The organism is Gilliamella sp. B3127 (genome assembly GCF_026536935.1).
Lineage (GTDB): Bacteria > Pseudomonadota > Gammaproteobacteria > Enterobacterales > Orbaceae > Gilliamella > Gilliamella apicola_E.
Map to the genome: position 1 here is coordinate 166,736 of NZ_JAFNNI010000005.1, position 14,660 is coordinate 181,395.

14 protein-coding genes and 1 pseudogene are annotated in these 14,660 nt (G+C 34.9%); 3 read left to right on the forward strand and 12 right to left on the reverse strand.

Annotated elements, in window-relative coordinates:
* Positions 1 to 42 precede the first annotated feature (42 nt).
* Together cysE and J3U00_RS09400 are read right to left on the reverse strand one after the other, a co-directional pair.
* Positions 43 to 804 (reverse strand): serine O-acetyltransferase, encoded by a 762-nt coding sequence (cysE, locus tag J3U00_RS09395; RefSeq protein ID WP_370632639.1) that lies wholly within the window; start codon positions 802 to 804, stop codon positions 43 to 45.
* 174 nt (positions 805 to 978) lie between these two features.
* Positions 979 to 2,220 carry an oligosaccharide MFS transporter gene (locus J3U00_RS09400; protein ID WP_218058414.1) on the reverse strand — a complete coding sequence of 414 codons (1,242 nt, stop codon included), beginning with the start codon at positions 2,218 to 2,220 and terminating at the stop codon, positions 979 to 981.
* A gap of 195 nt (positions 2,221 to 2,415) precedes the next feature.
* Here J3U00_RS09400 and J3U00_RS09405 point away from each other — a divergent pair, with 195 nt between their 5' ends.
* Complete coding sequence (locus tag J3U00_RS09405) at positions 2,416 to 3,420, forward strand: LacI family DNA-binding transcriptional regulator (protein ID WP_065733694.1); 1,005 nt, start codon at positions 2,416 to 2,418, stop codon at positions 3,418 to 3,420.
* A 36-nt stretch (positions 3,421 to 3,456) separates the two neighbouring features.
* On the opposite strand, the gene J3U00_RS09410 is transcribed toward J3U00_RS09405, so the two are convergent.
* Positions 3,457 to 4,926, reverse strand: coding sequence for a glycoside hydrolase family 32 protein (locus J3U00_RS09410; RefSeq protein ID WP_267332233.1), 1,470 nt, complete (start codon positions 4,924 to 4,926; stop codon positions 3,457 to 3,459).
* 273 nt (positions 4,927 to 5,199) lie between these two features.
* Between J3U00_RS09410 and J3U00_RS09415 the strand changes: the two genes are divergently transcribed.
* The gene (locus J3U00_RS09415; protein ID WP_267332234.1) at positions 5,200 to 6,159 is read left to right on the forward strand and encodes an aminoimidazole riboside kinase; all 960 of its coding nucleotides are present in this window, start codon (positions 5,200 to 5,202) and stop codon (positions 6,157 to 6,159) included.
* A 4-nt stretch (positions 6,160 to 6,163) separates the two neighbouring features.
* Positions 6,164 to 6,715: a sugar O-acetyltransferase gene (locus tag J3U00_RS09420; RefSeq protein ID WP_065562700.1), complete on the forward strand. Its 552-nt coding sequence runs from the start codon at positions 6,164 to 6,166 to the stop codon at positions 6,713 to 6,715.
* A gap of 6 nt (positions 6,716 to 6,721) precedes the next feature.
* Here J3U00_RS09420 and ispC read toward each other — a convergent pair whose 3' ends face one another.
* The 9 genes and pseudogenes from ispC to J3U00_RS09465 all read right to left on the reverse strand — a co-directional run.
* Positions 6,722 to 7,906 (reverse strand): 1-deoxy-D-xylulose-5-phosphate reductoisomerase, encoded by a 1,185-nt coding sequence (gene ispC / locus J3U00_RS09425; RefSeq protein ID WP_267332235.1) that lies wholly within the window; start codon positions 7,904 to 7,906, stop codon positions 6,722 to 6,724.
* 2 nt (positions 7,907 to 7,908) lie between these two features.
* The gene (gene deoR / locus J3U00_RS09430; protein WP_065562698.1) at positions 7,909 to 8,670 is read right to left on the reverse strand and encodes a DNA-binding transcriptional repressor DeoR; all 762 of its coding nucleotides are present in this window, start codon (positions 8,668 to 8,670) and stop codon (positions 7,909 to 7,911) included.
* Positions 8,671 to 8,724: 54 nt separating this feature from the next.
* Positions 8,725 to 9,390, reverse strand: a complete 666-nt coding sequence (gene deoC, locus J3U00_RS09435) for a deoxyribose-phosphate aldolase (RefSeq protein ID WP_065562697.1) — start codon at positions 9,388 to 9,390, stop codon at positions 8,725 to 8,727.
* 495 nt (positions 9,391 to 9,885) lie between these two features.
* The gene (gene frr / locus J3U00_RS09440) at positions 9,886 to 10,443 is read right to left on the reverse strand and encodes a ribosome recycling factor (RefSeq protein WP_065562696.1); all 558 of its coding nucleotides are present in this window, start codon (positions 10,441 to 10,443) and stop codon (positions 9,886 to 9,888) included.
* A gap of 27 nt (positions 10,444 to 10,470) precedes the next feature.
* Positions 10,471 to 11,205, reverse strand: a complete 735-nt coding sequence (pyrH, locus tag J3U00_RS09445) for a UMP kinase (protein ID WP_065562695.1) — start codon at positions 11,203 to 11,205, stop codon at positions 10,471 to 10,473.
* 114 nt (positions 11,206 to 11,319) lie between these two features.
* On the reverse strand, positions 11,320 to 12,180 hold the full coding sequence (gene tsf, locus J3U00_RS09450; RefSeq protein ID WP_267332236.1) for a translation elongation factor Ts: 861 nt from the start codon (positions 12,178 to 12,180) through the stop codon (positions 11,320 to 11,322).
* An 84-nt stretch (positions 12,181 to 12,264) separates the two neighbouring features.
* Positions 12,265 to 13,002, reverse strand: coding sequence for a 30S ribosomal protein S2 (gene rpsB / locus J3U00_RS09455; protein WP_034882419.1), 738 nt, complete (start codon positions 13,000 to 13,002; stop codon positions 12,265 to 12,267).
* A gap of 832 nt (positions 13,003 to 13,834) precedes the next feature.
* Positions 13,835 to 14,170 carry a zinc ribbon domain-containing protein YjdM gene (locus tag J3U00_RS09460; protein WP_267332237.1) on the reverse strand — a complete coding sequence of 112 codons (336 nt, stop codon included), beginning with the start codon at positions 14,168 to 14,170 and terminating at the stop codon, positions 13,835 to 13,837.
* Between the two features lie 332 nt (positions 14,171 to 14,502).
* Positions 14,503 to 14,660 (reverse strand): annotated as a pseudogene (locus tag J3U00_RS09465) (elongation factor Tu); the annotation flags it as partial.

Below are 14,660 nucleotides of genomic sequence, written 5' to 3' on the forward strand. Positions count from 1 at the left end.
TGTATTCCGTTGTCATTGAACAACGGAATCATTTTTCAAAAATTAGATATCTTGATCCATGTTTAAAGCTGGTTTATCACAATCAGGACAACCAACAATTTTAGCAGGAACACCAGCTACTGTTGTATGTTCAGGAACAGGCTCTAAAACGACTGAACCAGCTCCAATTTTTGCTCCTTTACCTATTTCTATATTTCCTAAAATCGTTGAGTGCGCACCAATCATTACTCCTTCACGAATTTTAGGATGACGATCGCCATTTTCTTTTCCGGTTCCACCTAATGTCACTGATTGTAAAATAGAAACATCATTTTCAATAACTACGGTTTCACCAATGACTATCCCTGTTGCATGGTCAAACATAACACCACAGCCAATTTTAGCTGCTGGATGGATATCAACGCCAAATACAATAGCAATTTGACTCTGTAAAAAAGTTGCTAGTGATTTACGGTTTTGTTTCCAAAGCCAGTGTGCAATTCGATAAGCTTGTAGTGAAAGAAAACCTTTATAATAAAGCAGCGGTGTGGAATAGTAATTGGTTGCTGGATCTCGAATATAAACAGCAAGTATATCGGTAATAGCGGCATTGATTATGTTGCTATCTGCTTGATAAGCTTGCCTAGCAATTTCTCGAATCTCAATTGCCGGTACAACTTGGGTTGCAAGCTTGTTAGCTAAAATATAACTTAATGCACTACCTAAATTTTCATGATTAAGTAAAGTTGCATGGAAATAGCTTGCTAACATTGGCTCACTTTCAACGAGCTTTGATGCTTCTTCTCGGATTGTCTGCCATAACATGTCCGGTTTAACCACTTTTTTGCTTGTATTCACACCAAGTACCTATATAGATTTAAACGTCAGTCTCAACAATTTATATTGTTTCGCAAACGAAGAATAGAAGCAAGCTTTCTCTATAGATATTATAAAATGGGAACAAATTGTTCCCATTTTTATAACATTTAAGAATGATGGTTATTTTTCTGTTTTTTGTTTATTGTCACTTAAAGTAAATGTTGCAATAAATAAAATGACAAATACTATTGCTGCTAGTACATAGAAAGTAGTTGAATATCCTGTTTTATCAAATAACTTACCTACAATCCATGACAATACAATAACACCTACATTTGATGAGATGTTAAATCCAACTAAGTATAGTGTGGATGATAGTCTCGCATCAAAGTTGGCTACAGCGTATTTAAATACCGCTAGAATAAATAGTGGTGTTTCAATTGCGTGGAAAAGTTTAACTAATGAAATTAGATAAACATTATCTAACGTTGCAGATAATGAGATTCGGCATACCATTACCAACGCTGCTGCTAGTAAAGCTTTTTTTGCACCAATTTTATTAATAAAATAGGGTACTAAAATCATACAAGCTGCTTCTAAAAAAACTTGGAAAGAATTTAAATATCCATAAACTTGATAGCCACTTTCTGGTTTATCAAAAAAGCTGGTATAGAAATTTGGGAATAGTTGCTGATCATATATGGTATAAAAGCTATTAGTACCGATTATAAAAAAGACAAATAACCAAAACTTTTTCATACCAAATAGTGAAAAAATTTCACTCATGGTAGGGATAGATGGTTTTTCCATGACGGCTTGTGTTTTACCGTTTGCCAAAGACTCTTGTTTAGGTTTGAAAACTAAATTGATGGTGAAATAGATAGCTGCAACGCCAGATGCCATCCAGAAGTTAATGTGAGGGTTAATGCCAAATAAAATACCAGCAACAAAAGTTGCAGCAGCATAACCAAATGATCCCCAGAATCTTGCTGGGCCAAATTCAAAACCAAATAGACGACTAATTCGCTCGATAAAAGAGTCAATCAAAGCACATCCAGAAATAAAACCAGCACTTAAGACTGGGGCACCAATACAGACACCCAAAATAAAATCATTTCGAAGTAAAGGCTCATAGATATAAATTAAAAACGGGCCAATAAGTAACATGATAATACTTTGGAAGGTAATTACCGCTTTACCTATCTGCAATTTATCTTGGATAATGCCATAAAAAATCATAAAAAACATGGCTGCAGCAGAGTTAGCAGAATAAACAACCCCTAATTGTTCACCAGATAAACCAATTTGGCTTTTGAGCCAAATGGCATAAAAAGACCACCAAAGTGACCATGCTGCATAAAAGGTAACAAGATAGCCTGACGAGAACCAATAATTTCTATTTTGTATTATATCTATATTCATTTTCATTCTCTTTTTATGTTGAAGTTTAACGTTAACATGTTAATGTTAACATTATTGTCATAATTGGAATAAAATAGAAACAACCAATTATCATAAATGTTACTTTCCTCACACTTTTTATCATTTTTATTTGTGGTATCATCATACAAAGCTAAAATTTATTATTATTTTTAATGTGAGCAAAAGGATTCAACTATGGCTTCACTCAAGGATGTTGCTAGATTGGCATCAGTTTCATTGATGACGGTTTCTCGAGCAATCAATAATCCTGACAAACTCAATAAAGAAACATATAAAAAAGTGAAGAAAGCTATTGAGGAGCTTAATTATGTGCCGGATTTATCTGCACGAAAGATTCGAGGAGATAATTCTGGCCCTTATGCTATTGGTGTGCTGGCATTAGAAACGGCGACAACGCCATTCTCAGTTGAATTACTTCAAGCAATAGAAAAAACAGCTCAACAACATGGTTGGAATACATTTATTGTTAATTTATTTGATGATAAAGATGCTGATCATGCGATTAATACTCTTTTATCTTATCGACCTAATGGTATTATTTATACAACAATGGGGTTAAGAAAAGTTCAACTGCCAGATAAATTGCTCGGTAAAAATGTGGTATTAGCAAACTGCATTAGTGATTCTGAGCAGCTTGCTTGTTACATCCCTGATGATTATTCTGGTCAATATCAAGCGATGCAGAATGTAATAAATAAGGGATATAAAAAACCATTATGTATCTATTTATCAGAAAATACTTTAGCGGGTAAAATTAGGCGTAAAGCTGCTGAACAAGCATGGTTAGATGCTGGCAACGATTTAAACGATATCAAGAGTTATCATACTTTAATGTCACCTGCAAACCTTTCCCTAGAATATATGATGACGATAGAAATTTTGGCAAAACATTGTGTTAAAAAACCAGATTTTGATGTATTAATTTGTGGTAACGATAGAATTGCTTTTGTTGCTTATCAATTTTTACTTGGTAAAGGATTTCATATTCCCAACGATGTTGCGGTTCTTGGTTATGACAATATGGTTGGTACTGGTGAACTTTTTTATCCTTCACTGACTACTGTACAATTACCACATTATGAAATAGGTCAAAAAGCAGCTCTGCATATAATCAATAGTGAAAGTAAAAAAACTATCACTCACATACCATCACCATATTTAGAACGAGAATCTTTATAACAAAAAAACCACCTTAGTTGGTGGTTTTTTTATAAATTATTCATAAATTGATTTTAATTGCCAGCTATCTAATTTGGTAATTTTTGCTTGTCCATTTTCGGCAAATAAGTTAATTAACCTTTTTGCTGGTAATTTAGGATAAATACGGCTTGAGAGGCTATATAAATCTTTATTTATGAAAACTTCGACTGATGATGCATCAACAAAAATATGTAATGTTAGTTTTTTGGTTTTTGGTAATGGCACACTTCGATAACCTTTTAAGTCAATTCCAGAAAGACTTCGGTCTAGAATGATGCGGTTAGCTTGCCGATCAATGTACAATAAGGTTGCTTGCTTACCATCTGGTGTCGCAGCAAGTTGTAATCCAAAACGTTCAGCATTACTATTGACTAAATCAATTTCAACATTAATTTCACAACTAATTGATTCAATTTTGGTATTTTTTAATTCACTATTTAATTCAATATTAGTTAATGATTGTGGTTTTTCGCGAAGTGCCACAAGTTCTTTAATTGGTCGATTACGAACTCTATTTTGTCGATCTAGGATTAATTCGCGTGGTAAAGTAAATGCTCCCATCCATTTATCATGCTTACTTGGCATTTTTGATTCCCACATATCCATCCAACCAAACATAATACGACGACCATCTGCTGCGAGGAATGATTGTGGCGCATAAAAATCGTGACCAAAGTCCATCTCTTGGAATGATTTGATTATTGAAAATGGCTTACCTGGCTGCCAATCTCCAACGATATAGCCAGATTGGAATCGATTTCGATATTGATAACCTTTTGCTTGCATACCTTGTGGTGAGAACATTAATATCCATTTATCTCCTAATGGGAAAAAGTCTGGACATTCAAGCATATAAACATTCGGATCGATATCACTGATAAGAACTTGTTCAAACTTCCAATCTTCTAAATCAGTTGAACGATAAAGTAACACTTGACCAACATCATTGGTTTCTCGCTGACCAACTACCATCCACCATTTACCATTTTGTTTAAACACTTTAGGATCACGAAAATGCATAATCCCTTCTTTTGGTGTAAGTACAGTTCCATGTTTTTTAAAATTAATACCATCTTTACTTGTGGCAAGACATTGAGTTTCTCGGATATGTTCATCATTACCTTGACCATTTAACCATATATGGCCTGTGTAAATTAAGCTCAATTCGCCATTATTATCTACAGCTGAACCTGAAAAACACCCACTCTTGTCATAATCATGATCTGGCGCAATTGCAATTGGTAATCTTCGCCATGTAATAAGATCATCACTTACTGCATGTCCCCAGTGCATTGGTCCCCAATTCTCATTATAAGGATGGTGTTGATAGAAAGCATGATATTGTCCTTTATAATAGACTAAGCCATTTGGATCATTCATCCAACCAGCTTGAGGTGATAAATGGAAATGAGGATAATATTGCTTATTCATTTCTTTTTCTAATTTTTTTATAGCTTGGTTAGCTTTATCAATTGCATTTGTCATAACATTCCCTTCTTTTATCATGAGTTAGGTTAATACGATTACATACTACATTAATTTTTTTGTTAACGTTAACTTATAGTGAAATAAACGTTAAAATATGTGATGATAGTCACATATTTTTAACGTTAACAATGATTTTTTTTATAAATGATTTAGTTTATAGTTAATATTGATTATCAATACATCAGCTAATCAATGCTTAATGAATTAATTTGAGTATGCTGAGATAGTAATGACACAAAAATTTAACCTATTAATAATATGAGTGACAAAATGAATAATACAAAAGTATGGTCTCTTGGTGATGCTGTTATTGATTTATTACCATTTGGTGAAATGAACTACCGTGCCTGTGCTGGAGGCGCTCCTGCAAATGTTGCTATTGGTATTGCTAAGTTAGGACTGCCCTCTGGTTTTATTGGTAGAGTTGGTAATGATCCATTTGGTCACTTCATGGAAAAGACTTTTTGTGAGCATCATGTTGATTGCCAAAGTCTTGAAAAGGATGAGGAGCATAGAACAAGCACTGTTGTTGTTGATTTAGGTGAAAATGGTGAACGAAGTTTTACCTTTCTTGTTTCACCTTCGGCCGATCAATTTTTGTCAGAACAAGCACTTCCTGATTTTAATCAAGATATTCTTCATTTTTGTTCTTTAGCATTAGTTGGAACAACTTGTCGACAAACGCTCAAACAAGCTATTGAGAAACTCAGTGATAAAAATGGTTTAATTAGTTTTGATATCAATTTACGTGAACAAATGTGGCAAGATAAAAATGAAATGCGCACAATTATCACTCAATTCTGTCATGATGCTGACATTCTTAAACTCTCTGATGAAGAGTTGTTTTGGTTAACTGAGAGCCAAGATTGGCATGTAGCACTCGATAAATTGCAACAACATTATAATGCACCACTTAAGTTAGTTACCAAAGGTAGAGATGGTAGTATTGTGTTATGGCAAGGTAAAACTTTTACTTTTGACTCATTTCATGTCAATAGCATTGATACAACTGGAGCTGGAGATGCATTTGTTGCAGGATTACTTAGCAGTATTGCTTTATCAGGTATGCCTGAGGATAAATTAATGTTAGAAAGTATGATGACTATAGCCAGCGCATGCGGAGCACTAGCTACCACCAAAAAAGGTGCATTAACGGCATTACCAGACAGTGGTTTTTTACAATCATTTATTAGTGATAATCCTGCACTAATAGCGAAACAGATGGGATAGTAAAATGACTGAAAAGGAGAAAATGTTAACAGGTTTACTTTATAATCCTTGTATTAATGAGCTTGAAAAAGAGCGAATTTATGCACAAGATCTCTGCTTTCAGTTAAACCAACTATCACCTTCAGCAGTGGATAAACGGCAACAACTTTTTAGAAAGCTATTAGGTAAAACACCGAAGCAATTTACAATTATGCCCGGTTTTCAATGTGATTATGGCTACAATATTGAAATTGGAGAGAATTTTTTTGCTAATTTTAACTGCATCATGCTTGATGCGGCCAAAATTACATTCGGAGATAATGTCCTTGTCGCACCCAATTGCGGTTTTTATACCTCAGGTCACCCACTTGATAGCCAAATACGTAACAGTGGGCTTGAGTTTGCCAAACCGATTACGATCGGTAATAACGTTTGGATTGGTGGTAACGTAATTGTACTACCCAATGTGACTATCGGCGATAATACGGTTATTGCAGCAGGCAGTATTGTAGATCGAGATATCCCTTCAAATGTCGTTGCCATGGGTACACCATGCCGAGTGTATAAAACACTTTAATGCCATTTAAACTATCTGTTTGCTGCATTGTGCTCTAGCCCATGCATCAATAGTGAACACATCATCAATAGTGGCAGGTTCCGGAAAATTAAGTTGATCTAACGTGGTTGCAACTTGTTTGGCAATATCCATAAAACCAATTTTTTGCTGTAAAAATGCTTCAACTGCCACTTCGTTGGCAGCGTTAAGCGCTGTTGTTGCCGCTTGCCCTTCACCACAAGCTTCAATGGCTAATTTTAAGCATGGATAGCGAATAAAATCGGGTTGATTGAAGGTTAATGATGAGATTTGAGTAAAATCTAAAGCAGGTACACCGGATGAAATACGTAATGGATAAGACATTGAATAAGCAATTGGCGTACACATATCTGGCACGCCTAATTCTGCAATAATACTGCCATCTAGATAACGAACCATCGAGTGAATAATCGATTGAGGATGTACAATAATCTCCATTTGCTCAGAACTAGCATTAAACAACCAACGAGCTTCAATATATTCCAAGCCTTTATTCATCATCGTTGCCGAATCAACAGAAATCTTTTTACCCATTGACCAGTTAGGATGTAAAGTCGCTTGCGCAGGCGTGACTGAAGTTAATTGATTTAACGGTATCTCCCGAAAAGGCCCGCCAGATCCGGTTAACACAATTTTGGCGATACCATGATCAGTCAGATTAGCAAATCCAAGATCATGTTGCACTGCGGTAGGTAAACTTTGAAAGATCGCATTATGTTCACTATCGACCGGCAGTAGCTCGGCGCCATATTGTTTCACCGCTTGCATAAATAAATTCCCACAAGTGACTAATGACTCTTTATTAGCTAGTAAAATGCGTTTACCTTTTTTAATTGCAGCAAGAGTCGGCCTTAATCCCGCAGCACCAACAATTGCAGCCATAACTTGGTTAACTTCGGGAAGCTGTGCTAAATCACACATAGCTTGCTCACCACTCAGTACTTCTATATTCAATTTTAGGTTAGCTAAATTTGCTTTAAGCTGCTGCGCTGCTTGTTTGCTCGCCATAGCAACATAGTTTGGTTTAAACTCCTGACACTGCTCTGTCATTTTTGCAACATTAGTGCCACCTACTAGCACATAAGCTTTGTATAAAGTTGGATTTTGCCGAATGACGGCTAATGTGCTACAGCCGATTGATCCTGTTGAACCTAAAATTGCGATATTTTTCATAATTAATAAATTAAACCAATGTTATTTTCTTCAAAGTAAGCGACGTAGTCTAAATCCGGCGCTCTATCGGTCATCACCAAATTAAACTGATCAAGGTTACAAATAAAAGCCGGTTTAACTTGATTAAACTTAGTATGATCGGCAATTAAAATATTTTGATTAGATTTTTTCATCGCCTGATGCTTCATATTCAGTTCATCAAAATGATAACAAGTTGCACCTTGAGTGAGATCAATACCTGCTGCCGAAATAAAAGCTTTATTTGGACAGATAAAATCGAGCGGATTATGGGAACTAATGCCGGTAAAAATTGCATTATTAAGCTGATACTGCCCACCGCATAAAATGATTTTACATTTTGGTTTGTTTTGTAACGCTAGAAAGGCATTGAGTGAATAGCAGATTGCAGTAAAGGCAATATCATCACTAATTTCATCAATGATAAATTGCATGGTTGTACCGCAATCAAAAAAAATAGTATCGTTCTCGTCAACAAATTGGCTAACTAGTTTGCCAATATAACGCTTTTCATCTACATGTTTATCTTTTTGATCTGAAACAAAATATTGCGATATGGTATGGCGTGCTTGGTTAACAATATAACCGCCTAAAACAGCTAAACATGATGATTGATTGCTAAGATCTCGACGAATTGTCATTTCAGAAACAGCAAGCATTTGCGCTGCTTGCTTTAAATGAATTTTATCGGTAGTTTTTAATTGCTCAATAAGTGCATTAACTCTTTTTTGCGGTTGCGTTTCCATTGCCATTCCATAAATAGCAATAAGCTACTATACAGTAGCTTATAAAAGGATGAATTAATAGCCGCTAGATGATGCTTTATCGCCTGATACAATTGCAATACCAGCACTAGCGCCTAACCGTGTTGCACCAGCTTGAACCATTTTTTCAGCAGTTTGACGATCTCTAATGCCACCTGATGCTTTAACACCCATTTTATCACCGACTGTTTCGCGCATCAATTTAACATCTTCAACTGTTGCCCCTGATAAGCTAAAACCAGTTGAAGTTTTAACAAAAGCAACGCCAATTTCTTTACAAATTGTACAAACTGTAACGATTTCTTCTTTAGTTAATAAGCAAGTTTCTAAAATAACTTTTAACGGCACTGAACCACAAGCATTAAATACTGCTTGAATATCTTCTTTAACCGCCGTTAAATCATTGCTTTTTAGCCAGCCGACATTGATAACCATATCGATCTCTTCTGCACCAGCTTTGACTGCCATTTCAGTCTCAAATGCTTTAGCAGAAGTCAGCATAGCACCTAAAGGAAAGCCAACGACTGAACAAACCTTTACATCGCTACCTTTAAGCAAGCTAGCGACTAAAGGCACATAGCCTGAATTAACACATACAGAATAGAAATGATACTGCTTTGCTTCTTCACAAAGTTTACGTATTTGATCTTCTGTGGCATTCATCGCCAGTAAAGTATGATCAATATACTTTGCATAATCCATAATGATGTCCTTTAATTTTTGTTAGTAATGTCTAGTAAATGATTTTAGTATTAAGTAAATGATGTTATAAAAATAACATATATAGCCCTATAATGTTATTTCCGTAACATTATATACTTAAATTTTGATAATTAAAAACTAAACTATTTAATAAACTTAAACAATTGAATCAAATCAGACTGGAAACCATGATTTTGACAAACTTGATTATTTTTAGTGGCTAATGATGCGCTAATACGGATACATTGTTTACCCTTTAATTTTGCATAAGCGCATTATCTTCATTGAGCAACTGTAGATAAACTCAGTTAGACTTTATATCGCTTAAATAGAAGGATAGCTGTTTATTTTATTGAGTGATTTTTTATTTTTGATCTATTCGCTAACTGATAAAACTAATATTTTGTATTTTTCAGCGGTAATTAAATGATTGATAGTTGATTGGTAAAAATCAAAAAAACCTAGTTTTATCAACTAGGCTTTTTAGCCAAGAGATTAAAATTCCATTAACTCTTTTTCTTTATCTGCAAGCACTGCATCTAATTTTTTGATAGCTGCATCTGTTGCTTTTTGAATTAAATCTTGTGATTTACGTTCATCATCTTCTGAGATTTCTTTATCTTTTAACAAAGCTTTGATTTGATCGTTAGCATCACGACGAATATTTCGAATTGACACACGACCTTGTTCTGCTTCATTACGCACTATTTTAGTTAAATCACGACGACGTTCTTCAGTTAACGGTGGTAGAGGTACTCGAATAACTGTCCCTGCTGAAGCAGGATTAAGTCCTAAATCAGAGGTTAAAACTGCCTTTTCAATCATTGGTGTTAATGATTTATCAAATACCGTAATAGCCAGCGTTCTTGCATCTTCAGCAACAACATTAGCTAATTGACGTAGTGGTGTTGGGCTACCATAGTATTCAACCATAATTCCGTCTAATAAGCTTGGTGAAGCACGCCCGGTTCTAACTTTAGAAATATGATTTTGAAACGCCTCAATACTTTTTTCCATGCGCGTTTGCGCTTCTTTTTGAATCTCATTTAGCATAATAAAAACCTTTTTAAATAATTAAGACTAACAGCTCACTGTAGTCTGATTATTGATTAATGTTCCCTCTTGCTCGCCTAAAATGACACGACGTAATGCACCAGGTTTATTCATATTAAAAACACAAATTGGTAGATTATGATCTCGTGCTAATGTAAATGCGGCTAAATCCATGACTTTTAATTCATCATCCAACACTTTCTCATAGTTAAGTGTTTTATATAGTGTAGCATTGGGATTTTTTACTGGATCGGCAGAATAAACACCATCAACTTTGGTTGCTTTTAAAACGACATCTGCTTCAATTTCAATACCACGTAAACAAGCCGCAGAGTCAGTTGTGAAAAATGGGTTGCCTGTTCCTGCAGAAAGAATAACGACTTTGCCATGTTTAAGCAAGCTAATTGCTTCAGTCCAGCGATAATCATCGCAAACTCCGTTTAATGGGATTGCCGACATCAAACGTGCATTAACTTCAATTCGGTGCAAAGCATCACGCATGGCAAGGCCATTCATAACTGTTGCTAGCATCCCCATATGGTCACCAACAACACGGTTCATACCCGCTTTAGCAAGTCCTGCACCACGAAATAGGTTACCACCTCCGATAACAACAGCAACCTGAACTTCCATGTCGATAAGTTCTTTAATTTCTTGTGCCATACGATCAAGAACGGTTGGATCAATACCAAAACCTTCATCACCTTGTAATGCTTCACCACTGAGTTTAAGAAGGATACGTTTATAGAAAGGGGTTACCATATGAAATCTCACTATATTTTATTACTTAAAAATCTAGAATAACTAGCTGGCAATCATTTTAAAATATTTTGCAGATAAACAAAACCGCCATTACGGCGGTTTCGATAAAAACAATTAAGATTGTTTTGATATCGCAGCAACCTCGGCGGCAAAGTCAACTTCGACTTTTTCGATACCTTCACCCACTTCGAAGCGGATAAATGTTGCAATTGTTGCTTTTTTCTCAGCAAGTAAATCACCAACTGTTTTACTTGGATCCATTACAAATGGTTGACCAGTAAGTGATACTTCACCTGTGAATTTACGCATACGGCCTTCAACCATTTTTTCTGCGATTTCACGAGGTTTACCTGATTGCATTGCAATATCGATTTGAATATTACGTTCATGTTCAACCACATCGGCAGGTACATCACTTGGGTCAACATATTCTGGTTTGCTTGCTGCAATGTGCATTGCAATGTGTTTAACTAATTCCTCATCACAACCACTATTAGCTGCAACTAAAACGCCAATGCGCGCGCCGTGTTGATAACTACCAACTACATCACCAGCAATTTCTTTAATGCGACGGATGCCAATATTCTCACCAATTTTAGCTACTAGTGCAGTACGTTCTTCTTCAAATTTTGCTTGTAGCGTTGCAAGATCAGTGATTCGATCATTTAAAGCTGCTGTTGCTACTTTTTCACTAAATGCTAAGAATCCAGCATCTTTAGCTACGAAGTCAGTTTCACAGTTGATTTCTAAAATAACACCAACTTTTTTATCAGCAGAAATTTTTGAAATGATTACACCTTCAGCTGCAACACGACCAGCTTTTTTAGCTGCTTTTGCTTGACCTGATTTACGCATGTTGTCGATAGCAAGATCGATATCACCATTTGCTTCAACTAATGCTTTCTTACATTCCATCATACCTGCGCCAGTTCTTTCACGCAGTTCTTTTACCATAGAAGCGGTAACTTCAGCCATTTTTAAATCCTCTATTTAACCATTTTGATGATTTTCATTAGAATGGGTCGATGATATTATCGACCCTGAAAATATTTGAGTTTATTACTCTGCTGCTGGAGCTTCTTCAACAAAGCTTTCTTCAGATACTGGAGATTGATTTTGTTCACGACCAGAACGAACTGCTTCAGCAACCGCATTTGCATATAATTGTATTGCACGGATCGCATCATCATTACCAGGAACGATGTAATCAATACCATCTGGATCTGAATTAGTATCAACAACAGCAATGACTGGAATACCTAAATTGTTAGCTTCTTTGATTGCGATATGTTCATGGTCTGCACCAATTACAAAAATCACATCGGGTAAGCCACCCATATTTTTAATTCCACCCAAGCTATTTTCTAATTTAGCCATTTCACGAGCACGCATAAGTGCTTCTTTTTTGGTTAATTTATCAAATGTACCATCATTAGCTTGTGTTTCTAAATCTTTAAGACGTTTGATTGATTGACGTACTGTTTTCCAGTTAGTCAGCATACCACCTAACCAGCGGTGATTAACGTAATATTGTCCACAGCTTTCAGCTGCTTGTTTAATTGCTTCACTTGCAGCACGTTTTGTACCAACAAATAAAATTTTACCTTTACGCGCAGCAATCTTGTTTAATTCAGCTAATGCTTCATTGAACATAGGTACTGTTTTTTCAAGATTGATGATGTGTACTTTGTTGCGTGCACCAAAAATAAATGGTTTCATTTTTGGATTCCAATAACGAGTTTGGTGTCCAAAGTGTACACCTGCTTGTAACATATCGCGCATTGATACTGTAGTCATGATTTCCTCATTTTGACGTTGGGGTTATGCCTCCACATATCCGCTTTATCCGACCTTTATACACAAAGTAAAAGGCACCCCGGAAAAGAGTAATGATATGTGTGTGTTATAACGTTAATTAAGTTTTAAAATTTGTGCCTTATTTCACAAATATTTTTGAAAAATGAATGTGAAAAGTAGCGCGCGTTTTATACCATATTTAAGAGAGATTTGCTAGTTTTTTCTTACGGAAAAAGAATAATGTATATTTTTAGAAAAAAATAATGTTAGTGAAGAATAAAAACTTTATAAAATCAATAACCGTGCTGAGTGGTTTTAAAGATTATCAATAAGGCAATTGTTGTTCTTATTGATGAATTAGATATATCGTTTTCACCTGTAGAGGAAATAATAAATAAACTTCAAAAAATGATTTATCACCTAATGTAAGATAGGTGTCAAGTATGGACAATTCAAATGTTGCTACGCAGAATTTTAATGCTTTACATATGGTAAATGTTTATACAGCTTCCCATCGTAAAACTTTTCTATTCCCCAAAGTGATTGAAAAATATTAATCATCTATTTCGTTAAAAGCTATAAGTAATAAACAAGCTAAAATTTTCGATCAAGATAAAACTCAACATTGTTGAGTAAATTATATAAGGTATTTTGTCTACTAAAAGATACTCAAAAAGTATTAAACGAACGTAGATGTTTTTATTTGTGTGTGAATTGATTTATATTGTAAAACCATTAAATAATTTTTTGTTATTGAATGGTTTTAACAAAGGTTTAACTAAAGATGTTTTTTCATTAGTTTATATAAAAAGTTGAATATTGATTAATACAATTACGCTTTTTTAACAAAACAAGCTTTCAGCATTACTTTCATTCCATCAACCTTACAATCGATTTCGTGATCGCCGTCTACAAGACGGATTCCTTTAGCTTTAGCCCCTTTTTTGAGAACAGTTGATGAACCTTTTAATTTTAGATCTTTTATTAAAATAATGTCATCACCATCAACAAGTGTATTGCCATTACTATCTTTAACTTGTAATTCATCATTGGTTGAGGTTTCTTGATTTGGATCCCATTCATGTGCACATTCAGGGCAAACATAAAATGAGCCATCATGGTAAGTATGTTCTGATTGGCAAACAGGGCAATTAGGTATTGATTCCATAGCTTTTCATTATTCCACGTTAAATAAAATAGTGGTTACTATAGCAAAAAAAGGCTGTTTAGTCATTTTATTCTCTTTTTAAGAGGAGGTTATGCCAAATTTATTATTTTTTCAATTGCACACTGCAATATAATTTAGGTTATTTTTTATAACATTTTGTTTGGCTTTTTTTAGTGTATTTTTATCCATATCTATGCCGATAATATGACAAAAATAAACAAAATGTAGTTGAGATAAAAAAGTGGTCAACGACTATAACTTATTTAACACTGAGAACAATAAAAAAAGGTGCACATAGTGCACCTTCTTTTCTTGAGCTGATTAAGCTTAAATTATTTTATAACTTTAGCAACAACACCAGCACCAACAGTACGACCACCTTCACGGATAGCGAAACGTAAGCCGTCTGCCATTGCGATTGGGTGAATTAATGATACTGTCATTTTGATGTTATCACCTGGCATTACCATTTCTACGCCTTCTGGTAATT